Genomic DNA, 24,525 nt, shown 5'->3' on the forward strand with positions numbered 1-24,525 from the left:
CGAAGGGCCCGGCCGATCGGCCGGGCCCTTCGCGCGTCTCGCGCCGCCCCTCCAGGAAGGGAGGGGCGGGTCGGGGCTCAGGCCTTGCCCTTGTAGATGTCGACCAGCTTCTGGAGCATGGCCAGCGCATCCTCGCGCGGACGCTGGAAGGTGTTGCGCCCGATGATCGAGCCGTTGCCGCCGCCGTCGCGGATCGCGCGGGCGTCGTCGTAGACCGAATCCTCGCCCTTCTTCGCGCCGCCCGAGAACACCATGATCCGGCGGCCGCCGAAGGCGCTCTCGACGCAGTGCTTCACGCGCGCGGCCTGGGTCGAGACGTCGATCCCCTCGGCCTCGTAGACCTTCTTGGCCTCGGGCAGCATCAGGTGGTCGGTCGACAGCTTGATCTTGATCACGTGAGCGCCGATCAGGGCCGCGATCTGGGCTGCGTAGGCGGCCACGTCGATGCCGGTCTCGCCGTCCTTGGAGATGCCCTCGCCGCGCGGATAGGACCAGATCACCGTGGCGATGCCGACCGAGGCGGCCTCGTTGCGCATCTCGACGATCTCCTCGAACATGTCGAGGGCGCAGTCGGAACCGGGGTAGATCGTGAAGCCGATGGCCGAGCAGCCCAGCCGCAGCGCGTCGTCCACGGACGCGGTGACCGCCTGGTCCTTGCCCGCGGTGCCCGACATCAGCGAGTTGGCCGAGTTGCACTTCAGGATCGTGGGGATCTGGCCGGCGAAGGTGTCGGCGCCCGCCTCGATCATGCCCAGCGGCGCGGCATAGGCGTTGAGGCCCGCGTCGATCGCCATCTGGTAGTGGTAGTGGGGGTCGTAGCCGGCGGGGTTCGGCGCGAAGGAGCGCGCGGGCCCGTGCTCGAAGCCCTGGTCGACGGGCAGGATGATCATCTTGCCGGTGCCGCCGAGCTTCCCGCTCATCAGCATGCGGCAGAGGTTGCCCTTCACGCCGGGGTTGTCGCTCTCGTATTTCGAGAGGATCTGCTTGACGGTGCGCGTCGCTTTCATGGGAGCTCCTGGGCCGTTTCTGCCGGTTCGAACAGGTCGCTCAGTCGGGTAGCCCGCCGGCCCCGCAGGGTCAAGCGACGGGGGGCCGCGGGCAAGCTGGTTTCAGTGGCTGGGCGCGGAAAGCGCTTCGTTCAGCAGGCTTCGGAACAGCGGCACGAGAGACACGGCGGCCGCGACGCTCACGTGATTGCCGTCGCGGTAGAGGGCGCCGATCTCCGGATCGACCCTCGGGCACGATCCTTCGCGGCACAGCGCGTCGACGAAAGCCGGGACGTATCGAACGTTGTCGTGCGCAGCAGCCAACCGCTCCAGCACAGGCTGGTACACCGTACGGTAGATCGCGACGTCGGAGCGCTCCAGCCCCTCACGGGAGTCACCCGAACGCGCAAACCAGTGGCGGGCAAGACTGAAACGATCGAGCGGCCGTCCCACGGGGTTGTCATCGAAGATGACGAAGCGCTTGCCTGGAAGATCATTGACGAACATCTCGAGGTTTCGGAACAGGCGCTCGTCGTTGCCAGCGATCACTCTGGGCGTCTCGACGACTTCGCTGTGATAGATGAAACCCGTCGCTTCGGCCGACCAAAAGCCGATGAGGAACACCGTCTCTACCGACAGGGCGCGCAGCGCATCGACGACCAGTGCGGTCCGGGCCTCGAGGTCTTCGCCATAGGGCCTGAAACCGCCCAGGACGATTTGATAGCCTGACAAACCGAGCTCTTGCGCGGCCACGAACACCCCGGGGGCCCAAGCGTCTGCATGACTGTCGCCCACCAGGGCGAAGCTCGGCGTCGCCCCGACCGCGCCCGCGACGCATATGTCATGAGCCTGCAGCCTGACGTCGTCGCTGTAGTCGCAGTCCAGGGAGGGATCGACCGCGGCGTCCTGCCAATCCAGAAGCTGAGCGACGTTCTGCGGCATGCGACCCGGGACGCCGTTCGACACGTATGTGAAGGCGCCCACGATCGCGATCGCCGTGAATGCGACGCTCGCCCCCCCGAAGATCGCACGGCGCGACGAGAACACTCGTCCGCGGCGGATCGGCGTCTCGATGTACTTCAGGGACAACGCTGAAAGCAGGACGCTCAGTCCGACCGCGATGCCTTTCTCCAGCAGGCTCGGGTCGCTCAGCGCACCATAGGCCCCGAAGACGATGATCGGCCAATGCCACAGGTACAAGGAATATGACAGCCTGCCGACCCAGACGAAGGGCGCCGTGGCCAGCGCCCGCGAGACCAGCGGCGCGTGCCCCCGTCCGGCGCTGATCAGCGCGGCTGCGCCGAGGCAGGGTAGCAAGGTTGCGAGACCGGGAAACGTCGTCTGGTCGTCCAGCGCGAAGATGGCCGCTAGCACGGCGACGGCCCCCGCGAGGGAGAGCGCCTCGGCCTGTCGCCGGCTCCGTGGCGACAACCCCGGGCAGGCCGCCAGCAGCGCCCCGAGCGCGAGTTCCCATCCGCGCGCCGGCAGGAGGAAAAAGGCGCTGCGCGTGCCGGCTGTCGCCAGCATCAGCCCAAACGAGATCACGGCCGCCGCGACCAGCGCGGCGACCACGGCGCGCCGCCCAAACCGCTGGGCGACCAGGTGCAGGACCAGAGGGAAAATCAGATAGTACTGTTCCTCGACAGCCAGAGACCAAGTGTGCATCAGCGGCTTGAGGTGGGCGGAGACGTCGAAATAGCCCACTTCCAGGAAGAACAGCACGTTCGAGACAAACAGCAGCGTCGCCAGCGCCGACCTGCCGAGCGCCTCGAAGTCGGAGGGAATCATCAGCCAGGCGCCGACGAGCAACGTGGCGAAGATCATCGCAAACAAGGCCGGGAAGATCCGGCGCGCGCGCCGCTCATAAAAATCAAGCAGCGAGAACCGGTCGCTCCCTGCGGACTGAAGCAGGATGGACGTGATAAGGTAGCCCGAAATCACGAAGAACACGTCCACGCCGACAAAGCCGCCCGGAAAACCGAGCTGAGCGTGGAACAGGACGACTGGCAACACGGCGACGGCGCGCAGCCCATCAATGTCCGCTCTGTAGCGCACGTTCACCCCTTCCCCTCTTGAAGGCCCCGCCGGCACAGAAACCCCTGAATGGGGCGCGACGTGCGTCTGGGAGCCTGCCGGCGTCACTGCAGTCCAGCTTTGGACGCGATGCAACTCCCTGCGGCGCCGCACGACTGCGCATTCGGGAAACGGTATTGTTGCTGTCCGTCGGGGGGAGAGCGCAGCGGCCCGCCAAGGATTGCAGGGCGAAAAGCGCCGACGCGGCCGCTGGCGTGGCACGGCATGGCGATGAACCGTCACTCCGCTTTGCGTTCAGTCCGCGCACGATGCTTCGGGGCGCGAAGGTCTCGCCACTTCCGGACATCTGATGTCCGGAAGTGGCGGGCGACGTGGCCGCTCGACGCACAACGCCAAGTAAGGTCAATTCATCGCCCGGGCGGAACGCGCGCGCCGCGGTGACGCCATATGCGCCGGACTCGGATCGGTCGACGCGGGACCCGTGGCGGGCTAGCTGTGCGGAGCGGCCTAGACGGGCGCCGCGAGAAACCAGGCGAAGCCGGGGGAAAGTGATGTTCGAGCCGATGATCGCGCTGGCGCTGGCGGCCGCGGCCGTGGCGGCGGCCTCGACGGGGATCCTGTTTCAGCCGGGCGAGTGGTATCGCGGGCTGGTCAAGCCGCGCTGGACCCCGCCCAACATCGCCTTTCCCATCGCCTGGACCCTGCTTTACGCCATGATGGTGATCGCGGCCTTCCGCGTCGCGGCGGGCCTTGCGGGGGGCGACCTGCCGCCGGGGGCCGAGCCCTTCGCCGTGGTCGGCCTGTGCCTGTGGGCCGCGCAGATCGTTCTGAACGCGATGTGGTCGCCGATCTTCTTCGGCGCCCATCGCGGCCGGGCTGGGCTGGTCTGCATCTGCGCGCTGTGGCTGGCGGTCGCGGCCACGCTGGCGGCCTTCGCGGGCGCCGATGCGGTCGCGGCGGCGCTGTTTGTTCCCTACCTCGCCTGGGCGACCTACGCCGGCGCCCTGAACGCCGCGATCCTGCGCCTGAACCCGCCGCAGGCGTTCCACCCCCACGACGCCTGAGCCCGCCGCGGGCGTCGCTGCCGCGTCCCGAACAGGGGCGACGGCGACGGCGCCCGGGCCGCCGCTCCCATCGGCGGAGGCGGCCCGGGCGCGCCAGCGGGCCGGGGCGGGCGCCGATCGCGCCCGCACCCGGCCGCGGGCGTCGGTCAGGGGGCGCGGCTGAGCCAGGCCTCGAAGGCGCGGGCGCGCAGCAGGTCGCGGCGGACATTCCAGAACTCTGCCCCGCGCGCCGCCAGCCGGCGGTCGAGCAGGTCGCGCCGCAGCGCCGAGCCGCCGTCGCCCAGCGCCGCGGCCAGGGTGAAGCCCATGTAGGCGCGTTCATAGTTGCGCGGGACCTCGCGCCCGGCCTCGAGGCGCGCGGCCTGCTCGGCCACGATCTGGCGCGGGGCGTCGGGGCCCAGCAGCGGATCGGGATCGGCGACATCCGCACCGGCGGCGTCCTGGGCGGCCATCACCTCGGCGAGACCGAGGTCGATCTCGATCTCGTCCATCCGCACCGCGGCGTCCATCCGCCCCTTGGAGGCGGCCGCCAGCAGCATCCGGTAGGCCGACGAGGGCTCGGTCGGGGCGATCATGCCGGCCAGCGTCACGGTGGCGTCGAGGTCGCCCGCGTCAACCAGCGGCTGCAGCATGCGGCGGGCCAGCGTGGGCATCTGCGGGGCGCCGCGTCCCTGGGCCAGCGCCTCGGCCAGCGCCCGGCGGCGGGCGGGGGGGACGGCCTCGGGGTCCTCGGTCGCAAGGCGCACCTCGGCGGGGTCGAGCTCGGTTGCGGCCAGCGGCGCCTCGGCGTCGGGCAGGCGCACCTGGACCGAGGCGAGCACCGACTCGGGGTCGTCGAGCAGCCCGGTCTCGAGCCAGAGCTCGTTGCGGGGGACGATCTCGACCTCCATCGCGCCCTCGCCCGCGGCGAGCCTGGCGACAGAGCCCGCCAGCGCATCGGAAAGCTCCAGCGTCTCGGGGCGCAACGGCCCCCCCTCGGCGGGCGCGAGCGCGTCGCGGAGGGACTGGCGCAGGCCCTCGGCCAGCGCCTCGGGCTGGGGGTCATAGCCCGCCAGCCGCATCGCGCGCGACAGCAGGCCCCGCTCCTCGATCCGCAGCGCCAGCCGGTCGAACCGGGCCGAGGGCAGCGGCGCCGAGCGGGTGAACCCCGGGTTCACCGGCCAGAAATAGCCCAGATCCAGCTCCACCCGCAGGTCCAGCGCCTCGGACGAGGCCGCGGAGAGATCGAGCGACAGCGCCGAGGAGCGCGGGTCGTAGGAGACGCGCAGCGTCAGCCCGTCGATCACGAAACGGTCGTAGCCGGCGCGCGCGGCCTCCTGGGCCAGCGCGTCGGGCAGGCAGTCGAGGGCCGCGTCGATGTCCTGGGCGCCCATCGCCGTCTCGGCGGGGCCGAAGAAGGCGCCGGGGAAGATCTCGACCCGGCCGATGTGGATGTCGCACCAGCCGTCGTCGCCGGTGGGCGGGGCAAGGTGCAGGCCCGAGATCATCACCTCGTCCCCGCCGGGCCCGATGGCCAGGCCGTCGTAAGTGACGTCCATCGAGGAGCGCAGGGAGTAGAGGGCGAACTCGATCCCCAGCCGGATCATCGGCTCGGTGGCGCGGCCGAGGCCGAGCGCGTCGAGCAGCCCCTGCCCGGCCGCGGGGCGCGGGGTCGCGGCCAGCCCCGCCCCCAGGCAGACGACGGCCGCGGCGGCCGCAAGGCGGTGTGTGGGTCGTCGCATCTGTGTCTTCTTTCGCTGCGGCGCGGGGCCGGTCCCGCCCCCGAGCCTCCTGGCCCAGGGTCGCGGTCGATCGAAACGGCGGCCGCCTGCCAGGCGGATCGCGGCCCGATCACAGACAGGAGAATGGGACGTTTGCGGGGCGCGTCCATGGCGCGGGGCCTTGGCGATGAGCCGCGGGGCGACGCCCCGAACGGCCGGCCGGCCGGCCGGTCGAGGCGTGACGGGGGGGCGGGCGCGGCGGCGCCCGCCCGGTCTCTCAGCTTTCCAGCGCGGCGACGCCCGGCAGGGTCTTGCCCTCGAGCCACTCGAGGAAGGCGCCCCCGGCCGTCGAGACGTAGGAGAACTTCGCCGCCGCGCCCGAAGCGTTCAGCGCCGCCACAGTGTCCCCGCCGCCCGCGACCGACAGCAGCCTGCCCTCCGCGGTCAGCTCGGCCGCGCGGGTGGCCGCGGCGTCGGTGGCATGGTTGAAGGGCTCGATCTCGAAGGCGCCCAGCGGGCCGTTCCAGACCAGGGTCTTGGAGGCCTCGAACTGCGCGGCGACCGCGGCCACCGCCTGCGGGCCCGCGTCGAGGATCAACGCGTCCTCGGGGCACTCGGTCGCCGGCACGGTCTGCGAGGGGGCGTTGGCCTTGAACTCGCGCGCCACCACCACGTCGGCGGGCAGCAGCAGCTTGCAGCCCCGCGCCTCGGCCTTGGCCATCACCTCGCGGGCGGTGTCGAGCAGGTCGTGCTCGCACAGCGACTTGCCCACGCCGACGCCCTGGGCGGCAAGGAAGGTGTTGGCCATGCCGCCGCCGATGACGATGGCGTCGACCTTCTCCATCAGGTTCGACAGCAGGTCGAGCTTGGTCGAGACCTTGGCCCCCCCGACCACGGCGGTCACCGGACGCTCGGGGTGAGCCAGCGCCTTCTCCAGCGCCGAGAGCTCGCTCTCCATCAGCCGGCCGGCGGCGCAGGGCAGCAGGCGGGCCAGCCCCTCGGTCGAGGCGTGGGCGCGGTGGGCGGCCGAGAAGGCGTCGTTGACGTAGATGTCGCCCAGCTTCGCCATCTCGGCGGCGAGCGCGGGATCGTTCTTCTCCTCTCCCGCATGAAAGCGGGTGTTCTCCAGCAGCAGGGTCTCGCCCGCGCCCAGCGCCGAGACGGCGGCCGCGGCGACGTCGCCCACGCAGTCGGAGGCGAAGGCGACCGGCGAGCGCAGCGCGGCCTCGAGCGCGGGGCGCACCACCGAGAGGCTCATCTCCGGCACGACCTGGCCCTTGGGCCGGCCGAAGTGGGCCAGCAGGATCGGCTTGCCGCCGGCGGCGAGGATGTCCTTCACCGTGGGCAGGATGGCGCGGATGCGGGTGTCGTCGGTGACCTTCCCGTTCGACACCGGCACGTTGACGTCCACGCGCACCAGCACGCGTTTGCCGGAGAGGTCGAGGTCGTCGAGGGTCTTGCGGCTCATGGGATCAGGCTCTCGCGGTCGGGAGGGGAAGGTTTCTCGCCCGGACATAGACCGCATCGGGGGCGCAGGGCGCAAGCCTGCGCGGCGAAGGACCTGCCCCGTGGGCGCCGCGGCGCGTTAACTCAAACTCCGTCGCATTCACCCTATTCACGATTCAGAAACCAACCTTTCCGCGTTAGGCACCAGATAACTTCAAATGCAAGCGGTCTTCCCCCCGGGGGACGGGCCGCCTCCGTCAGGACGGCGGGCTGTGCGGAACCTAGAGCGATGACCCAGGCGATCAGCGGCGCCCTGACCGGGACCCCCGGCGACGACACCCTCCTTGGCGAGGGGCTGCGCGACACGCTCTTTGGCGGCGCGGGCGACGACGTGCTGACGCTGGCGGGGCCGGGCGGCGCGGCCTGGGGGGGCGAGGGCGACGACCGGCTGATCTCGGGCGGGCCGCTGCGCGACTTTCTCTGGGGGGGCGCGGGCAACGACGTGTTCGAGCTCGATGGCATGGTCTATGCGTTCGGCGGCGAGGGCGACGACGTCTTCCGCCTGACCGGCGACACCTCGGCCGCGCTGGTGGTCGGCGGCGCGGGCGTGGACGTGCTGGAGCTTGAGGGCCCCGCTGCGCGCTACGCCGTCCGGGACGGGACGCTGACCCGCGACGGGGTGGCGGTGGCCGACCTCGCCGGAATCGAGATCCTGCGCTTCGAGGACCGCGAAGCGGCGGTGGCCGACCTGCAGCCCAGCTCGGTGAGGAGCGAGCCGCTGGGCGGGGGCGGCGAGGCGATCACGGCAAGCGGGCCGGCGCTGGTCCTGCGGGGCACGGGGGCGGCAGACCGGATCGTGGCCTGGGGCGGTGACGCGAGCGTGCGCGCGGGGGCCGGCGACGACGTCGTGCGGATCGACGGCGCGGGCTCCCACCAAGTGCGCGGCGGTGCCGGCGACGACCTGATCGAGGCCCTCGGCTGGGACGTGCAGGTTGACGCCGGCCGCGGCAACGACACGATCGCGGGCGGCTTTGGCGTGCAGACCGTGGACGGCGGCGCGGGGAAGGACGTGGTCGACTACGGCCTGCGCTCGATGGACGAGTTCGCGATCGAGATCCTGGGCCCGGGCCAGGCGCGGGTGGTGCGCCTGCCCACGACGGTCGACGGGGTGGCCCACCAGTGGGACGAGATCTCGCGCGTCGAGGTGCTGCGCTTTGCCGACGGCAAGATCCGGCTGACCGGCGCCCCGGTTGCCGACGCCGAGCATTTCGCGATGCGCGAGGGCGAGACGCTGCGAATCGCCGTGGCCGAGCTGCTGGACGGCGACGTGGACCCCACCGGCGGCGCGCTGCGCCTGACCGGCGTGGGCGCCGCGCAGGGCGGGATCGTGACGCTCGAAGGCGACGAGGTGGTGTTCGCCCCCCTGCCCGGCTTCCACGGCGCGGCGAGCTTCGACTATGTGGTCGAGGGCGCGGCCGGGAGCGCGACGCAGCGCACGAGCGTCGAGGTCGCCTCGACCAACGCCGCCCCGGTCGCGGCCGACGACGCCTTTTCGGGCGGAACGGGCGGCCGCCTGCGGGGCAACTTGCTGGCCGACAACGGCGCGGGCCCCGACTCCGACCCCGACGGCGACGCGCTGCGGGTGACCAACGTCGGCGGCGTGGCGCTGCCCGAGCGCAGAGCGGCCGAGATTGCGCTCGACGATGGCGTGAGCCTGCGCGTCTGGGCCGACGGGCGCGTCGCATGGGATTTCTCGCATGCCTTCCCCGGGCTGGGCATGGGCGAGACGGCCAGCGTCTCGGTCACCTATGTGCTGAGCGACCCCGAGGGCGCGGTGAGCCTGGGCCGCGCGATGGCCACCGTGACCGGCGGCGAGGGCGCGCTGCGGCTGCAGGGCGGCCCGGGCGAGGACGCGCTGGCGGGCGCCGCGGGCGACGACCGACTGGCCGGGCGCGGCGGGGACGATCTGCTTCGCGGCTTCGGCGGCGACGATCGGCTGAACGGGGGCGCGGGCGACGATGCGGTGCGCGGCGGCGCGGGGGACGACCGGCTGAGGGGCGCCGCCGGCGACGACCGCTTGACCGGCGGCGGCGGCGCGGACCTGTTCGTGTTCCGCCCCGGCGACGGCGACGACGTGATCACCGACTTCGACCCCACGCAGGACCGGCTGACGGTGCGTGGGCTCGACGAAGAGGACGGGCTCGTCACCCTCGACCTGGGCCGCGACCTGCTGATCCTTGGCGCCGACCTCTCGATCCGTATCGTCGGCGGCGGCGAAGGGGACGGCGGCCACGCCTGGACCGGAGACTGGGATCTCCTGGCCTGAGCGGCGCCGGCCGCGCCCCGCCGGAACAGGAGGGCGGATGAGCCGCACGGTGCTGATCACGGGATGCTCGAGCGGCATCGGACTGGACATGGCGCGCACGCTCCGGGCCCGCGGCTGGCGGGTGCTGGCGGCCTGCCGAGGGCCGGACGACGCGGCGCGGCTGGCGGAGGAGGGACTCGAGAGCCTGGTTCTCGACTACGCCGACCCCGACAGCGTGGCGCGCGCCGTCGACGAGACGCTTTCGCGCACGGGCGGGCGGCTCGACGCGCTGGTCAACAACGGGGCCTTCGCGATTCCCGCCCCGCTCGAGGACATCCCGCGCGAGGGCATGCGCGAGATCTTCGAAACCAACCTGATCGGCTGGCACGACCTGACCCGCCGCCTGCTGCCCGCCCTGCGCGAAAGCCGCGGGCGGGTGGTCAACGTCTCCTCGGTGCTGGGCTTCCTGTCGCTGCGCTATCGCGGCGCCTACAATGCCACCAAGTTCGCGCTCGAGGGCTGGTCGGACGCCCTGCGCCGCGAACTCGAGGGACCCGAGTCCCCCGCCCCCGGCTGCCGGGTGATCCTGATCGAGCCGGGGCCGATCCGCTCGGCCTTCCGGCGCAACTCGCTCGCCGCCTCGCGGCGCTGGGCGCGGCGGGAGGGCTCGGCCTGGGAGCGGGCCTGGAGGGAGAAGATCCTGCCGCGGCTGGAGGCGGAGGAATCGCAGACCTCGGCCCGGTTCGAGCTGGGCCCCGAGGCGGTGACCGCCAGGGCGGTCCATGCGCTGGAAAGCGCCCGGCCGCGGGCGCGCTACTTCGTGACCACGCCGACCTATGTCGCGGCGCTGGCGAAGATGCTGCCCACGCGGCTGCAGGACCGGCTGTTTCGCGGGGATCACTGAGCGCCCGCGCCCTCCCCTCCCCGCCAGGCCCTGCGTCCCCTCTGCCTGCGGCGCGTCCGAACGGCGCGGTGGCGCCCGGGCGCGGCTGCATTAGGTTGAGGGGCGTCAAGGAGGACCGATCATGGGTCAAGCTCTTCTGTGGATCGCGCTGCTGGCGTGTCTGGTCGTGCTGGGCGTGCTGCTGTTCGGCGTCGGCAGCTTTGCCAAGGGCGGCGATTTCAACCGCAAGTACGCCAACAAGATCATGCAGCTCCGCCTTCTGGCGCAGGCCATTGCGGTGGTGCTGATCCTGGTCGCCGTGGCCGCGCTGCGCTCGGGCAACTGAGCGGACGGCGCAGGCGGACCGGCGACGACTCGAAATCAGGGGGGATGCGGGCCAGATGGTCGTGCTGAACAAGATCTACACGCGCACCGGCGACAAGGGCACGACCGCGCTCGGCGACGGCAGCCGGCGGGCCAAGCACGACCTCAGGGTCGAGGCCTATGGCACCGTCGACGAGACCAACGCCGCCGTCGGGCTGGCGCGTCTGCACTCGCAGGGCGAAATGGACGCGGCGCTGGCCCGCATCCAGAACGACCTGTTCGATCTGGGCGCCGACCTGTGTCGCCCCGCGCCCGAAAAGGACGCCGAGGCGAAATACCCCGTGCTGCGGATGGAGCAGTCGCAGGTCGACCGGCTCGAGTCCGAGATCGACGCGATGAACGCCGACCTCGCGCCCCTGCGCAGCTTCGTGCTGCCCGGCGGCTCGGCGCTGGCGGCGCATCTGCACCTGTGCCGGACCGTCTCGCGCCGGGCCGAGCGCCTGGCCGCGGCGCTGGCCGAGGTCGAGGCGGTGAACCCGCCCTCGGTCGTCTATCTCAACCGGCTGTCGGACTGGTTCTTCGTCGCCTCGCGCGCGGCCAACCATGGCGGCGCCGGCGACGTCCTGTGGGTCCCGGGAGCGAACCGCTGAGCGCCGCGCGACCCTGCGCGCAAACGCCTTGCGTCCATGCGCGCAAGCGCCGCGCAAGAATCTTGCGCGCGGGACGCCCGCGACGCTTGTGCGACCCTCCGCCCTTTGCGAGACACCGGGGCGGATGCTACCTCGCGGCGCAGGTTGACGTGCGCGTCGGCCTGGTTCGCCCCAGCTCTGGCGCCCTCGGGCGCCGACAGACTTGCGGGGCCGCGGCGACCATCACGGGTCTACCATCCGGCCGGCAGGCGGTGTAGAGCCCACAGGCAATGATCGGCGCGCGTTCCGCGCGTCGGAAGGACCGGTGCGCAGACCCCGCGCGCCGGAAACAGGAGGAGAAGCGCGCGATGAAGGTGCTCGTGCCCGTCAAGCGCGTGATCGACTACAACGTGAAGGCCCGCGTGAAGGCGGACGGATCGGGCGTCGATCTCGCGAACGTCAAGATGTCGATGAACCCCTTCGACGAGATCGCCGTCGAAGAGGCGATCCGGCTGAAGGAGAAGGGCGCGGCCGAAGAGGTCGTGGTCGTCTCGATCGGCGTCAAGCAGTCCCAGGAGACGCTGCGCACGGCGCTGGCGATGGGCGCCGACCGCGCCATCCTGATCGAGGCCGCCGACGACGTTCACACCGACATCGAGCCGCTGGCCGTGGCCAAGCTGCTGAAGGCGGTGATCGACGAAGAGCAGCCCGGCCTGGTCATCGCCGGCAAGCAGGCGATCGACAACGACATGAACGCCACCGGCCAGATGCTGGCGGCGCTGCTGGGCTGGGCCCAGGCGACCAACGCGGCCGAGATCGCCATCGAGGGCGACAGCGCCACCGTCACCCGCGAGATCGACGGCGGCATGCAGACCCTGAAGGTCAAGCTGCCCGCCATCATCACGGCCGACCTGCGCCTGAACGAGCCGCGCTACGCCTCGCTGCCCAACATCATGAAGGCCAAGAAGAAGCCGCTCGAGGCCAAGACCGCCGCCGACTACGGCGTCGACGTCGCGCCCCGGCTGACCATCGTCACGACGACCGAGCCGCCCTCGCGCAAGGCCGGCGTCAAGGTCGAGAACGTGGACGAGCTGATCTCGAAGCTGAAGAACGAAGCGGGGGTGCTGTAACATGGCCGTTCTGCTGATCGCCGAAACGCTCGCCGGGGAGCTCTCCGTCGACGCCACCGCCAAGGCCCTGACCGCCGCCAAGCAGCTGGGCGACGTGACGATCCTGGTCGCGGGCGAGCATGCCAAGGGCCCGGCCGAGGCCGCCGCCAAGCTCGACGGCGTGACCAAGGTGCTGTGCGCCGAGGACCCGATGTTCGGCCACAACTTGGCCGAGCCGACCGCGGCGCTGGTCGTGTCGCTGGCCGGGGACTACGACGCCATCGTCGCGCCCTCGACCATGGCCGGCAAGAACCTGGCCCCGCGCGTCGCGGCGCTGCTCGACGTGATGGTCATCTCCGACGTGTCCGAGATCAAGGGCGCGGACGAGTTCGTGCGCCCGGTCTACGCCGGCAACGCCATGCAGACCGTGAAGTCCTCGGACGCCACGAAGGTCCTGACCGTGCGCACCTCGAGTTTCGAGGCCGCGGGCGAGGGCGGCTCGGCCTCGGTCGAGGAAATCGGCGCGGTCGAGAACCCCGGCGTCTCCGAGTGGATCGAGGACAAGATCGCGGCCAGCGACCGTCCCGAGCTGACCTCGGCCAAGCGGATCATCTCCGGCGGCCGGGCGATCGGGTCGAAGGAGAACTTCGCGATCATCGAGAAGGTCGCCGACAAGCTGGGCGCCGCGGTCGGCGCCTCGCGCGCGGCGGTGGACTCGGGCTACGCGCCCAACGACTGGCAGGTCGGCCAGACCGGCAAGGTCGTGGCGCCGGAGCTCTACATCGCGGTGGGCATTTCGGGCGCGATCCAGCACCTGGCGGGCATGAAGGACTCCAAGGTCATCGTGGCCATCAACAAGGACGAGGAGGCGCCGATCTTCCAGGTCGCCGACTACGGCCTGGTCGCGGACCTGTTCGACGTGCTGCCGGAGCTGGAAAGCAAGCTCTGATCCCCACCCGATCCCGGGATCTCGAGGGCCGCCCGATCGGGCGGCCCTTTTTCGTGCAACGTCGCTCCTGGCGGCGTCGCCGTGCAGGCGAGGTCGGGAGCGGCTCTCGCGCCCGCTGCGCGGACGCATCGCCCGCCCGCCGACCCCGCTGCCGGTTCCCGGGTCGGCGGGCGGGCGTCCCGGCCGCGCAGCGGACGGCAGAGCCGACCCGCCGGCCGATCAGGGCGCTTTCGCAGGGATCCGCGCGGTGACCTCGATCTCGATCTTCATGCCCGGCGCGATCAGACCCGCCTCCAGCATCGTCGCGGCCGGAGGCGCTTCCCCGAACACTTCGCGCAGCACGGGCCAGCAGGGCTCGAAATCCGCGCGGTCGGGCAGCAGATAGGTCACCCGCACCACGTCCCCGAAGCCGGCGCCGAACTCTGCCAGCGCCCGGCCGACGGTGGCGAGCGTGTTGCGGCACTGCTCGACCACGCTCTCGGGCATCGCGCCGGTCTCGGGATCGGCGCCGGTCGAGCCGGAGACGAAGATCCAGCCGTCCGCCTCGACGGCGCGGCAATAGGCGACCTTCGCCTCGAAGGGGCCGCCGGAAAAGTGACGTCGAAAGGCCATGCGCATCGCTCCATCGCAGGGGATCGGGACGAGCATGCAACGCCGCGCAGGCAAAGACGAGGGCCGCTCGACGTCAGACGTCGAGCGGCCCTCGGAACACGCCGCCGCGCGTTGGCCGCAAAGGCCCGCCCCCTACTGGGAGGAGCCCCACAACCGACCGCGCTCCACCACCAGGACCATGATCAGCGCCGCCGTGCCGAAGATGAAGTAGCCCGCGGCCAGCGGCAGGGCGGTGCCGTCGTAGGACTGGCCCACCAGCCAGCCCAGGAAGGCCGCGATGCCGGTGGTGGCGCAGCCCACGAAAGACGAGGCTGTCCCCGCGATGCGGCCCTGCGGCTCCATCGAGATGGCGTTGAAGTTCGGCATGATCAGACCGAAGCAGTAGAGTTGCAACATCATCATCGCCATGAAGACCGGCAGCGGCAGCACCCCGGGCAGCATCTCGAGCGCCATGTGCGCGCCGCCCACGGCCGCGTAGCAGATCAGCGCGGTGTGCCCGATCTTGCGCATCCCCAGCCGCCCCACCAGCCGCGCGTTGGTGACCGCGGCCCCCGCCATCGCCAGCGCCACCAGGGCGAACAGGGCGGTGAACCAGGCGCCGGACCGATAGACCTCGTTGTAGACCTGCTCGGCCGAGTTCACGTAGGCCATCATGCCGCCGAAGGCGACGCCCGTGGCCAGCGTGTAGCCGATGGTCTGGCGGGTGGTCACGACCTGCCGAAAGGCGGCGCCGACCCACTTCAGGCTCAGCGGCTCGCGCAGCTCGCGCGGGCGGGTCTCGGGCAGGCGGATCCCGGTCCAGAACAGGATGGCCAGCGCCACGACGCCCAGGAACAGGAAGATGTCGTGCCAGTCGCCGAACAGCAGGATCGCCGAGCCCAGCGCGGGCGCAAGCGCGGGGACGATGATGAACACCGTCATCACGAAGGACATCACCTCGGCCATGCGCCGACCGCCGTAAAGGTCGCGCACCACCGCGATCGCCACCACGCGGGGGGCGGCGTTGGACATGCCCTGCAGGAGGCGCGCGGCGAGCAGCACCTCGAAGCTCGGCGCCACGAGGCAGAGGATCGCGGCGGCGGCGTAGACCGCGAGGCCCGCGCCCAGCACCACCTTGCGGCCGAACCGGTCCGAGAGCGTGCCGTAGAACAGCTGACCGACGCCGAAGCCGACCATGTAGAGGGTGATCACCAACTGCTGCGCATTGGGATCCACGACCCCGAAGGAGTCGCGGATCAGCGGCAGGGCGGGCAGCATGATGTCGATCGACAGCGCGGTCAGCGCCATCAGGCTCGCCATCAGCGCCACGAATTCGGGAAGCTTGGGCGCCCGGGCGACGCGCGGCGCGTCGACCTGGTCGGGTGAGGTCGTCGAGGGCATGGGAACCGGAGGATCCTGGTCGTTCGTAATCTTATGGAGCCCTTATCACTATAGCGCAGACAGGTCAGGATGCCAGACGCATTTCGAAGACTCGGCATGCCGGCCGCGTCTTCCTGCCATGCGCGCCGCGCAGGGCCAAGGCCGGGATGCGCGGAGGTCAGCGACGCCGGGTCACCAGCCAGGCCCCCAGGACCACCGCGGCGAAAGCGGCGAGCAGAACCGGGGACAGCGGCTCGCCGAGCGTCAGCGCCGAAACGGCGATGGCGATCAGCGGGGTGAAGAAGTTGATCGTGGCCGCCGAAGCCGGGCCCGCCGCGCGGATCAGCATGTACATCGCGCACATCGCGGCGGCGGTCGAGAGCACCCCGTTGGCGGCGATGGCGGCGAAAGGAACCGGGGCCAGCGCCGGGCCGATCTCGACGCCGGGCCAGAGCAGCGTGACCGGCGTCAGCATCGCCGCCCCGCACAGCACCTGGCCGAGAGTCAGGGAGCGGGGATCGAGGTCGGGATAGCGCTGCAGCAGGATCGAGCCCACCGCGAGGCAGGCCGCGGCCGCGAAGGTCATCGCGACGCCGAGGAGCGCGCCCTCGCCCCCGCCGCCGGTGGCGAGCGTCACGCCTGCGAGGCCCACGGCGCAGCCGGGCAGCCGGCGGGCCTCGATCCGCGGGAAGGGCGGCAGCAGCGGCGCGGCCAGCACCACGATCAGCGGGATCGTGGCGAAGACGACGCCGCCGAGGCCCCCGCCGATCCGCGACTGTCCGGCGGCGAGCAGGAAGAACGGGAGGGCGGTGGAGAGCGCGCCGAGCATCGCGCTCGCGCCCCAGGCGCGGGCGCCGCGCGGAGCGGGCACCCCCATCGCCCAGAAGCCCAGCGCCAGCGCCAGCGCCGCCACCCAGGCCCGCAGCATGGCGACCGCGATCGGCGAGGCGGACTCGACCGCCACGTGGTTGAGCGGGAAGGAGACGCCAAAGCCGATCGCCGCGATCGCGCCCAGCCCCAGCAGCCGGAGACGCTCGACAAGGCTTCCGGCGGCCGGCGGAGGCGACGGGGCGGACGGAGGGGGCGTCATGCGCGCGTCCTTCGGACTGCGAGGCTGGAGGGGCGGCGGGGACGCGCAGGGCGCGGTCGGGGCGGGGCGAGAGGCGCGGAGGGCATGGCGCATCGTCTGCGCCCGTCCGGGGGGCGCGGTCAAGCGGAGGGAAAGGGGCGCGGTCATGCGCCCAGGGGCGGGAAGGGTCGTCGGGACGGCTCTGCCGTCCGCTGCGCGGCCGGGACGCCCGCCCGCCGACCCCGGAACCGGAGGGGGCGGAGAGGTTGCGCGAGGTCCGGAGGGCGGCAGCGCAGGGCGGGGCGTTCACGCCTGGTCGCCAGGCCGGGGGATGGGCGGGGAATCGTTTCCGCCACGCGCGGCATCTCGCCGGCGTTCATTTCCGCCTGTTCGGCAGGCGCCGGCCGCCTCCGGGCGCCGAGAAACCGGGCGCCGGCCCGGACAATTTTCCGCAACCGCGAAATCCCCCTTTCGCCCGGCGCCTCGGCCGCCGAGAATGCGGCCGCCGGACAACGAGGGAGATCGCCATGTCCTCCAGACTTCCGCTCGCCGCCGCCGCGGCCGCGTGCCCCGTCGCGCTTGGCGCGACCATCCTCGGCGCCGCGCTGGTCGCGCCCGCCTCCGCCCAGGACCTGACCGAGGTCAGCTTCGGCACCAACTGGGTCGCCCAGGCCGAGCATGGCGGCTACTACCAGGCCGTCGCCGACGGCACTTACGAGGCCTGCGGGCTGAAGGTCACCATCGTCCCCGGCGGCCCGCAGGTGAACAACCGCGCGCTGATGCTGGCGGGCAAGGTCGACTTCTCGATGGGCGGCAACCTGCTGCAGGCCTTCTCGGCCGTGCGCGAGGGCATCCCCCTCAAGGTCGTGGCCGCCCACTTCCAGAAGGAGCCGCAGGTCATCCTGACCCATCCCGGCGCCGCCGAGAGCTTCGAGGACCTCAAGACCCTCGGCACGCTGTATATCGGCGACAACGGCTTTCAGTCCTACTACCAGTGGATGATGACCGCCTACGGGTTCAAGGAAGAGACCCGCAAACCCTACACCTTCAACCCTGCGCCCTTCATCGCCGACGAGGACTCGGGCCAGCAGGGCTATGTCACCTCCGAGCCCTACGCGGTCGAGACCGAGGGCGGGTTCAAGCCCGACGTCTGGTCGCTCGCCGACGCCGGCTTCTCGACCTACGCCACCACGGTCGAGACCATGCAGGCCACCATCGACGAGACCCCCGAGGTGGTTAAGTGCTTCGTCGAGGGCTCGGCCATCGGCTGGGCGACCTACCTCTACGGCGATCCCTCGGCGGCCAACGCCCTGATCCAGGCCGACAACACCGACATGTCGGACGCGCAGATCGCCTTCTCGATCGAGGCGATGAAGGAATACGGCATCGTCGACTCGGGCGACGCGCTGGAGTTCGGCATCGGCGCGGTGAAGGGCGCCACCGTGAAGGACTTCTACGACAAGATGGTCGAGGCCGGGGTGACCGAGGCCGGGCTCGACCTCGAGATGGTCTACACCGAGGACTTCGCGAACTCGGGCGTGGCGCTCGAGGTCAAGAAGAAGCTGACCGAGTGATCCGCGCGTGACCCCGGAAACCGCAAACGGGGGCGCGGCTGCGGCCGCGCCCTCCCCCGCCGCATCCGCCGCCGAGCGCGCGGCGCGGGCGCCGCTGATGTCGGTGCGCAACGTCACCAAGGTCTTCGGACGCGACGTGGTGGCGCTGCGCGGCATGTCGATGGAGGTGCGCCAGGGCGACTTCATCTCGTTGCTGGGCCCCTCGGGCTGCGGCAAGTCGACGGCGCTGAGGCTGATCGCTGGCCTCTCGAACCCCACCTCGGGCAGGATCGAGTGGGCGAGCGGCGGACGCTCGGACGCCGACCTCGGCGTGGTGTTCCAGGAACCCACGCTGATGCCCTGGGCGACGGTCGCGAAGAACGTCTGGCTGCCGATGCGCCTGCGCGGCAAGAGCTTCTCGAGCTGCCGCGCCGACATCGAGGACGCGCTGGAGACCGTCGGCCTGAAGGGCTTCGAGGGCGCCTATCCGCGCGAGCTGTCGGGCGGCATGAAGATGCGCGTCTCGATCGCCCGGGCCATGGTCACCCGGCCCAAGCTGATCCTGATGGACGAGCCTTTCGCCGCGCTCGACGAGATCACCCGCTTCAAGCTCAACAACGACCTGCTGGCGATGCGCGCCAAGCTGAACTGCACGGTGATCTTCGTCACCCACTCGGTCTTCGAGTCCGTGTTCCTCTCGGACCGGATCGTGGTGATGGCCGCCCGCCCGGGCCGCGTGATCCGCGAGCTGAACGTGGACGAGCCCTATCCCCGCGCCGAGATCTTCCGCACCTCGGCCGAATACGCCGCCCAGTGCCGCGCCGCCTCCGAGGCGCTGAACGAGGCCATGGGCGGCGCCTCCGCCGGACATGAGTGAGCCGATGACCGTCGCCGACACCGACCCCGCCCGGATCGACGCCCCGATCGACATCGACGAGCTGGCCCGCCAGCGCCGCCGCCGCGTCGAGAAGATCGCGAGCTGGGTGCTGCCAGCCGCCGTGATCCTGGGCGCGCTGTTCGCGTGGCACTGGACCGTGGTGGCCAACGAGATCCCCCACTACATCCTGCCCGGCCCGGGCCTCGTGTGGGAGGCGCTGGTCGAGAACGCCGCCACCCTGTTCGCAAGCTGGCTGATCACCATCCAGACCACCGCGCTGGCGCTGCTGGCCGCGGTCGCCGGCGGCGTCGGGCTGGCGGTGCTGTTCAACCAGTCGCGCTTTGCCGAGATGGCCTTCTATCCCTTCGCCGTCATCCTGCAGGTGACGCCGGTGGTGGCCGTCGCGCCGCTGATCCTGATCTATGTCACCGACGTCGACCTCGGGCTGTTCGTGATCCCCGAGAAGGTTCTGGGGATGCTGATCGTGGCCTGGATCGTGGCGTTCTTCCCGATCCTGTCGAACTCGACGCTGGGGCTGCGCTCGGCCGATCACAACCTGCGCGACCTGTTCTCGATCTATGGGGCGACGCGCTGGCAGAAGCTGCGCTACCTGCAGATCCCGGCCGCCCTGCCCTACTTCCTGGGCGGCCTGCGCATCGCCGGCGGGCTTTCCCTGATCGGCGCGGTGGTGGCCGAGTTCGTCGCCGGCACCGGGGGCATGGGCTCGGGCCTCGCCTTCCGGATCCTCGAGGCGAACTACCGGCTGAAAACCGATCTCGCCTTCGCCGCCCTGATCCTGATCGCGCTGACCGGCGTGCTGATCTTCGCCCTGCTGTCTTTCCTCAGCCACGCGCTTCTGCACAAGTGGCACGAGAGCGCCGTCAAGCGGGAGGTCTGAGACCTTGGATTTCATGGAACTGCCGCAGGCCCCGCGTCTTCGGCTGACGAACCTGCGCGCGCCCGCCTGCCTGTCGGGCCGCGCGGGCGACCTCGAGAGCCTGGACCTCTCGATCGCCGACGGGCGGATCGTGGACGCGTCCGAACCTGCGGATGCCGAGATAGACATGGGCGGCCGCATGGTCTTCCCCTGTTTCACCGACGCGCACACCCATATCGACAAGGGGCATATCTGGGCCCGCTCGCCCAACCCCGACGGCACCTTCATGGGCGCGCTTACGACGGTCGGCGCGGATCGCGTCGCCCGCTGGTCGGCCGAGGACGTGCGCCGACGGGCCGATTTCTCGCTGCGCTCGGCCTGGGCGCACGGCACGCGCAGCCTGCGCACGCATCTGGATTCCTCGGCCCCGCAGGACGAGATCTCCTGGTCCGTGTTCCGCGAACTGCGCGAGGACTGGGCCGGCTGCGTCGACCTGCAGGCGGTGTGCCTGGTGGGCGTCGATGCGGTGGACGGCGGCCCGGCCTGGCGGAAGCTGTCGCAGATCGTGAAGGACTCGGGCGGCGTGCTGGGCACGGTCACCTACCCGATCCCGGACGTGGCCGCGCGCCTCGACCTGTTCTTCGAGACGGCCGGAGAGCTCGGCCTCGACGCCGACTTCCACGCCGACGAGACGCTGGACCCGACCTCGGCCACCCTGCGCGAGATCGCGCTGGCCGCAAAGCGCACCGGCTACACCGGCATGATCAACTGCGGGCACTGCTGCTCGCTGTCGACCCAGGACGAGGCGGAGGCGCTGGCGACGCTGGATCTCTGCGCCGAGACCGGCATGTCGATCACCTCGCTCGCGATGTGCAACATGTACCTCCAGGATCGCCACGCCGGCCGCACGCCGCGCAACCGCGGCGTCACCCTGGTGCATGAGGCGCGCGAACGGGGGATCCCGGTGATCTTCGCCTCCGACAACACCCGCGATCCCTTCTACGCCTACGGCGACCTCGACATGATCGAGGTGATGCGGGAGGCGACCCGGATCGCGCATCTCGACCATTCGCGCGGCGACTGGGTCGAGGCGTTCCTGACCGCCCCGGCCCACGCCTGCGGCTTCGAGGCGCCCAGCCTTGCCGCGGGGGCGCCGGCGGATCTCGTGATCACCCGCGCGCGAAGCTGGACCGAGCTGTTCGCGCGCCCCCAGACCGACCGCATCGTGCTCCGGGCTGGGCGGGCCATCGACCGGACCCTGCCCGACTACGCCGAGCTCGACGACCTGATGGAGCCCGCATGACCCCCAACGTCCTCGCCGCCAAGGAGGCGCTCTCGCATCTCGACCTCGACGAGAAGCCGGCCTCGGTGAAGGCCAAGAGCCGGGACTTCTTCTGGTATTCGCCGATCCTGAAATCGCGGCTCGACCACCTGGTCGGCGACTTCGTCGTCGCGCCCAAGTCCGAGGCCGAGGTGATCGAGGTCCTCAAGGCCTGCTACGAGCATGACGTGCCTGTCACCACCCGCGGCGCCGGCACCGGCAACTACGGCCAGGCGATCCCGCTGGCGGGCGGCTGCATCCTGCACATGCGCCACATGAACAAGGTCGTGGACATCAAGCCGGGCCGCGTGATCGTGCAACCCGGCGCGATCCTGCGCGAAATGGACCAGGAGATCATCGAGAAATCCGGGCAGGAGATCCGCATGTTCTCCTCGACCTACGCCACCGCCACCGTCGGCGGCTTCATCGCCGGCGGCTCGGGCGGCGTCGGCTCGGTCCGCTGGGGGCAGCTTCGCGATCTCGGCAACATCCTGCGTCTGCGCGTGGTGACGATGGAGGCCGAACCCCGCGTGCTGGAGTTCACCGGCGAGGAGCTGCACCGCGTCTCCCACGCCTACGGCACCAACGGCATCATCACCGAGGTCGAGCTGCCGCTGGCGCCCGCCTACGACTGGGTCGACGTGCTGGTGGGCTTTGACGACTTCATGGAGGGCGCCCGCTGGTCCGAGGGGCTGGGCAATGAGGACGGCATCCTCACCAAGCTGATCACCCCGGTCGAGGCGCCCCTGCCCCACGACTATTTCCTGCGCATCAAGAACCGGATCCGGCGGGACCAGTCGGTGGTGATCGTGATGGTGGCGCCCCACGCGATGGACGCCTTCATGACCTACACGGCGCGCACGAAGGGGGCGGAGATCATCTACCGCTCCGACAAGGTGACCGCCGAGGAGAAGAAGGCATTCGGCGTCGCCTACGAATACGCCTGGAACCACACCACCCTGCGCGGGCTGCGGGTCGATCCCACGATCACCTACCTGCAGGTGCGCTACACCCAGCCCGGCGCGCTCGAGCAGGTGGACCTTGTGCGCCGGACCTTCGGCGACGAGGTCGTGCAGCACCTGGAAGGGATCCGGATGAACGGCAAGCTGTCGTTCGCGGGCCTGCCGGTGGTGCGCTACTCGACCGACGCGCGGCTGGAGGAGATCGTGAAGATCCACGAGGACATGGGGATCTGGGTGTTCAACCCGCATCGCTACACGCTCGAGGAGGGCGGCCGACAGGCGGCCGACGACCGCCAGCTGCAGTTCAAGCGCGAGGCGGACCCCAAGGGCCTGCTGAACCCGGGCAAGATGATCACCTGGGACCGGCCGGATTTCGACTACAAGTCCGTCTACGACTATGCCGGCATGCGCCGGCCCGGCTGACGCCGGAGGCCGCGGGTCGAGGCCGCGCCCGGTCGCGCCGCCTCGCCCCCGCGGCCCGCGACCCTCGCGCCGGGGGCGGGCGTCTCCGGCGACGAGGGGAGGGAGACAGCGATGAGCGATTTCGACATTCCGGTCCTGGACTTCTCGAGCTTCCGCGACGGGGACGCGGCGGCCCGCGCGGAGTTCGCCGGGGACCTGGGCCGCGCCTGCCGCGACACCGGTTTCTTCCTGCTCAGGAACACCGGCATCCTCGACGCCCAGCGCACGGCGATGTTCACCGTGGCCCGCAACTTCTTCGCCCTTCCCGCCGCGGCGAAGGAGGCGGTGGCGATCGCCAACAGCCCCCACAACCGCGGCTACGTCGCCCAGCAGGTCGAGGCGCTGGACCCCGCCTCCGGCGTCGCCGACGCCAAGGAGGCGTTCAACGTCGGCCTGGACCTTGGGCCGGACCACCCCGAGGTGATCGCGGGAAAACCGTTCCGGGGCGTGAACCTCTGGCCCGCGGACGAACCCACCTTCAAGGCCGAGTGCCTGGGCTGGTACACGGCCTGCCTGCGCCTGGGCGCCGAGCTGCACCAGGCCTTCGCGCTCGATCTCGGCCTGCCCGAGGACTGGTTCGCCGACAAGTTCCAGGCCCCGCTGGCGACCCTTCGGCTGCTGCGCTACCCCGCCGGCGGCGAGGGCATCGGGGCGGGGGCGCACTCCGACTATGGCTCGGTGACGCTGCTGGCGACCGACGGGGTGGCGGGGCTGCAGGTGCAGCCGCGCAGCCTGCGGGGGACGGGGGAGTGGCTGGACGTGCCCTCGGTCCCCGGCGCCTTCGTGGTCAACATCGGCGACTGCCTCGAGCGGTGGACCAACGACGTCTACGTCTCGACGCCCCACCGCGTGCTGGCGCCCAAGGCAGAGCGGTTCTCGATCGCCTTCTTCCTCGACCCCGATCCGGACGCCGAGGTCATGGCGCTGCCCACCTGCGTGGGCCCCGACCGCCCGGCCCGCCACGCGCCGACCACCGGCGCCCGGCACCTGGCCGAGCGCCTGGACGCAACCTACAAGCATCGGAGCTGAGCGATGACGCGCCGCCTGCATTGGCTGGACTACTCGACGACCGAGTACGCCGACATCGACCCCGCGAAAACCATCGCCATCCTGCCCACCGCCGCCATCGAGCAGCACGGGCCTCACCTGCCGGTCGGCGTCGACACCGAGATCAACCTCGGCATGCTGCGCGAGGTCTGCGCGCGGGTCCCCGAGGATCTCGACATCCGCATCCTGCCGGTGCAGGCGGTGGGCAAGTCGAACGAGCACCTGCATGCGCCCGGCACTCTGACGCTGAGCGCCGAGACGGCGCTGGCGGCCTGGGTCGAGATCGGCCTGTCGGTGGCGCGGGCCGGCGTGCGCAAGCTGATCATCGTGAACTCTCACGGCGGCAACCTGGACCTGATCTCGATCGCGACGCGGGAGCTGCGGGTGCGCGCGGGAATGCTGGCCGTGCGGTGCCAGTGGGGAGCGTTCGGGCATCCCGAGGGGATGTTGAGCGAGCGGGAGAAGACCTACGGCATCCACGGCGGCGACGCCGAGACCTCGCTGATGCTGCATTTCCGGCCGGAGCTGGTGCGGATGGAGCGGGCGAAGGATTTCGCCTCCAGCGCCGAGGGGATGGGCGATTTCCGCTGGCTGCGGCCGACGGGCTCGGTGGCCTACGGGTGGATCGCCAAGGACCTGAACCCGGACGGGACGGTCGGCGACGCCTCGGCGGCGACGGCGGAGAGGGGGGCGGCGATCGCCGCGCACCAGGCGAAGGGGTTCATCGAGCTGCTGCGGGAGGTGGAATCGGTGGATCTCGCGACCTTCGCGGCGTTCTCCGATCCGCCGCCGGGCGCCTGATCGGGCGCGGGGGCGTCTCGAGCGCTGGCGAGGGCGCCCGACACCACTCTGGCGACCGCTCGGGCCGCCAGAGATGTCTGCCGCCGCGGCGCGGGCCCGGCGCGTTGCGTCGGGGGTTCCCCGCAGAGCCGCGCGAGGAGCGCCGCTCGATGCATG

Annotated in this window: 21 protein-coding genes; 14 read left to right on the forward strand and 7 right to left on the reverse strand. The window is 71.2% G+C overall.

Annotation, left to right across the window (positions count from 1 at the left end):
- Nucleotides 1-77 precede the first annotated feature (77 nt).
- Both AAC134_RS03670 and AAC134_RS03675 read right to left on the reverse strand, forming a co-directional pair.
- Nucleotides 78-1,007: a class I fructose-bisphosphate aldolase gene (locus tag AAC134_RS03670; protein ID WP_339947703.1), complete on the reverse strand. Its 930-nt coding sequence runs from the start codon at nucleotides 1,005-1,007 to the stop codon at nucleotides 78-80.
- A gap of 102 nt (nucleotides 1,008-1,109) precedes the next feature.
- Nucleotides 1,110-3,047, reverse strand: coding sequence for an acyltransferase family protein (locus tag AAC134_RS03675; protein ID WP_339947704.1), 1,938 nt, complete (start codon nucleotides 3,045-3,047; stop codon nucleotides 1,110-1,112).
- A gap of 524 nt (nucleotides 3,048-3,571) precedes the next feature.
- Between AAC134_RS03675 and AAC134_RS03680 the strand changes: the two genes are divergently transcribed.
- Nucleotides 3,572-4,084, forward strand: a complete 513-nt coding sequence (locus tag AAC134_RS03680; RefSeq protein WP_339947705.1) for a TspO/MBR family protein — start codon at nucleotides 3,572-3,574, stop codon at nucleotides 4,082-4,084.
- A 146-nt stretch (nucleotides 4,085-4,230) separates the two neighbouring features.
- Here the strand turns inward: AAC134_RS03680 and AAC134_RS03685 are convergent, their stop codons facing one another.
- Nucleotides 4,231-5,805 (reverse strand): hypothetical protein, encoded by a 1,575-nt coding sequence (locus tag AAC134_RS03685; protein ID WP_339947706.1) that lies wholly within the window; start codon nucleotides 5,803-5,805, stop codon nucleotides 4,231-4,233.
- 256 nt (nucleotides 5,806-6,061) lie between these two features.
- Complete coding sequence (locus tag AAC134_RS03690) at nucleotides 6,062-7,252, reverse strand: phosphoglycerate kinase (protein WP_339947707.1); 1,191 nt, start codon at nucleotides 7,250-7,252, stop codon at nucleotides 6,062-6,064.
- 267 nt (nucleotides 7,253-7,519) lie between these two features.
- Here AAC134_RS03690 and AAC134_RS03695 point away from each other — a divergent pair, with 267 nt between their 5' ends.
- The 6 genes from AAC134_RS03695 (at nucleotide 7,520) to AAC134_RS03720 (ending at nucleotide 13,429) form a co-directional block, all read left to right on the forward strand.
- Nucleotides 7,520-9,556: an Ig-like domain-containing protein gene (locus tag AAC134_RS03695; protein ID WP_339947708.1), complete on the forward strand. Its 2,037-nt coding sequence runs from the start codon at nucleotides 7,520-7,522 to the stop codon at nucleotides 9,554-9,556.
- Nucleotides 9,557-9,593: 37 nt separating this feature from the next.
- Nucleotides 9,594-10,439, forward strand: coding sequence for an SDR family NAD(P)-dependent oxidoreductase (locus tag AAC134_RS03700; RefSeq protein ID WP_339947709.1), 846 nt, complete (start codon nucleotides 9,594-9,596; stop codon nucleotides 10,437-10,439).
- 121 nt (nucleotides 10,440-10,560) lie between these two features.
- Complete coding sequence (locus tag AAC134_RS03705; RefSeq protein ID WP_339947710.1) at nucleotides 10,561-10,764, forward strand: twin transmembrane helix small protein; 204 nt, start codon at nucleotides 10,561-10,563, stop codon at nucleotides 10,762-10,764.
- A 55-nt stretch (nucleotides 10,765-10,819) separates the two neighbouring features.
- Nucleotides 10,820-11,392, forward strand: coding sequence for a cob(I)yrinic acid a,c-diamide adenosyltransferase (locus tag AAC134_RS03710; protein ID WP_339947711.1), 573 nt, complete (start codon nucleotides 10,820-10,822; stop codon nucleotides 11,390-11,392).
- A gap of 347 nt (nucleotides 11,393-11,739) precedes the next feature.
- Nucleotides 11,740-12,501: an electron transfer flavoprotein subunit beta/FixA family protein gene (locus tag AAC134_RS03715; protein ID WP_339947712.1), complete on the forward strand. Its 762-nt coding sequence runs from the start codon at nucleotides 11,740-11,742 to the stop codon at nucleotides 12,499-12,501.
- Between the two features lies 1 nt (nucleotide 12,502).
- The gene (locus tag AAC134_RS03720) at nucleotides 12,503-13,429 is read left to right on the forward strand and encodes an FAD-binding protein (RefSeq protein ID WP_339947713.1); all 927 of its coding nucleotides are present in this window, start codon (nucleotides 12,503-12,505) and stop codon (nucleotides 13,427-13,429) included.
- 219 nt (nucleotides 13,430-13,648) lie between these two features.
- On the opposite strand, the gene AAC134_RS03725 is transcribed toward AAC134_RS03720, so the two are convergent.
- The 3 genes from AAC134_RS03725 to AAC134_RS03735 all read right to left on the reverse strand — a co-directional run bounded on the left by AAC134_RS03725 (nucleotide 13,649) and on the right by AAC134_RS03735 (nucleotide 16,490).
- Complete coding sequence (locus AAC134_RS03725; RefSeq protein WP_339947714.1) at nucleotides 13,649-14,041, reverse strand: RidA family protein; 393 nt, start codon at nucleotides 14,039-14,041, stop codon at nucleotides 13,649-13,651.
- A gap of 132 nt (nucleotides 14,042-14,173) precedes the next feature.
- Nucleotides 14,174-15,421 (reverse strand): multidrug effflux MFS transporter, encoded by a 1,248-nt coding sequence (locus AAC134_RS03730; RefSeq protein ID WP_339947715.1) that lies wholly within the window; start codon nucleotides 15,419-15,421, stop codon nucleotides 14,174-14,176.
- Between the two features lie 157 nt (nucleotides 15,422-15,578).
- On the reverse strand, nucleotides 15,579-16,490 hold the full coding sequence (locus AAC134_RS03735) for a DMT family transporter (protein ID WP_339947716.1): 912 nt from the start codon (nucleotides 16,488-16,490) through the stop codon (nucleotides 15,579-15,581).
- 506 nt (nucleotides 16,491-16,996) lie between these two features.
- Between AAC134_RS03735 and AAC134_RS03740 the strand changes: the two genes are divergently transcribed.
- From AAC134_RS03740 to AAC134_RS03770, 7 genes are all read left to right on the forward strand, one after another.
- Nucleotides 16,997-18,043, forward strand: coding sequence for an ABC transporter substrate-binding protein (locus tag AAC134_RS03740; RefSeq protein ID WP_339947717.1), 1,047 nt, complete (start codon nucleotides 16,997-16,999; stop codon nucleotides 18,041-18,043).
- A 97-nt stretch (nucleotides 18,044-18,140) separates the two neighbouring features.
- A complete protein-coding gene (locus AAC134_RS03745) occupies nucleotides 18,141-18,899 on the forward strand; it encodes an ABC transporter ATP-binding protein (protein ID WP_339947901.1) in 759 nt (252 codons plus the stop codon).
- Between the two features lie 4 nt (nucleotides 18,900-18,903).
- Nucleotides 18,904-19,797, forward strand: a complete 894-nt coding sequence (locus AAC134_RS03750; RefSeq protein WP_339947718.1) for an ABC transporter permease — start codon at nucleotides 18,904-18,906, stop codon at nucleotides 19,795-19,797.
- A gap of 13 nt (nucleotides 19,798-19,810) precedes the next feature.
- Nucleotides 19,811-21,079: a cytosine deaminase gene (locus AAC134_RS03755; RefSeq protein WP_339947902.1), complete on the forward strand. Its 1,269-nt coding sequence runs from the start codon at nucleotides 19,811-19,813 to the stop codon at nucleotides 21,077-21,079.
- Nucleotides 21,076-22,482 carry an FAD-binding oxidoreductase gene (locus AAC134_RS03760; protein ID WP_339947719.1) on the forward strand — a complete coding sequence of 469 codons (1,407 nt, stop codon included), beginning with the start codon at nucleotides 21,076-21,078 and terminating at the stop codon, nucleotides 22,480-22,482. The genes AAC134_RS03755 and AAC134_RS03760 overlap by 4 nt, the downstream gene beginning before the upstream one ends.
- 111 nt (nucleotides 22,483-22,593) lie before the next feature.
- A complete protein-coding gene (locus AAC134_RS03765; RefSeq protein WP_339947720.1) occupies nucleotides 22,594-23,550 on the forward strand; it encodes a 2-oxoglutarate and iron-dependent oxygenase domain-containing protein in 957 nt (318 codons plus the stop codon).
- Nucleotides 23,551-23,553: 3 nt separating this feature from the next.
- On the forward strand, nucleotides 23,554-24,369 hold the full coding sequence (locus tag AAC134_RS03770) for a creatininase family protein (RefSeq protein WP_339947721.1): 816 nt from the start codon (nucleotides 23,554-23,556) through the stop codon (nucleotides 24,367-24,369).
- Nucleotides 24,370-24,525: the final 156 nt, after the last annotated feature.

The sequence above is a fragment of the uncultured Albimonas sp. genome (assembly GCF_963977235.1).
Lineage (GTDB): Bacteria > Pseudomonadota > Alphaproteobacteria > Rhodobacterales > Rhodobacteraceae > Albimonas.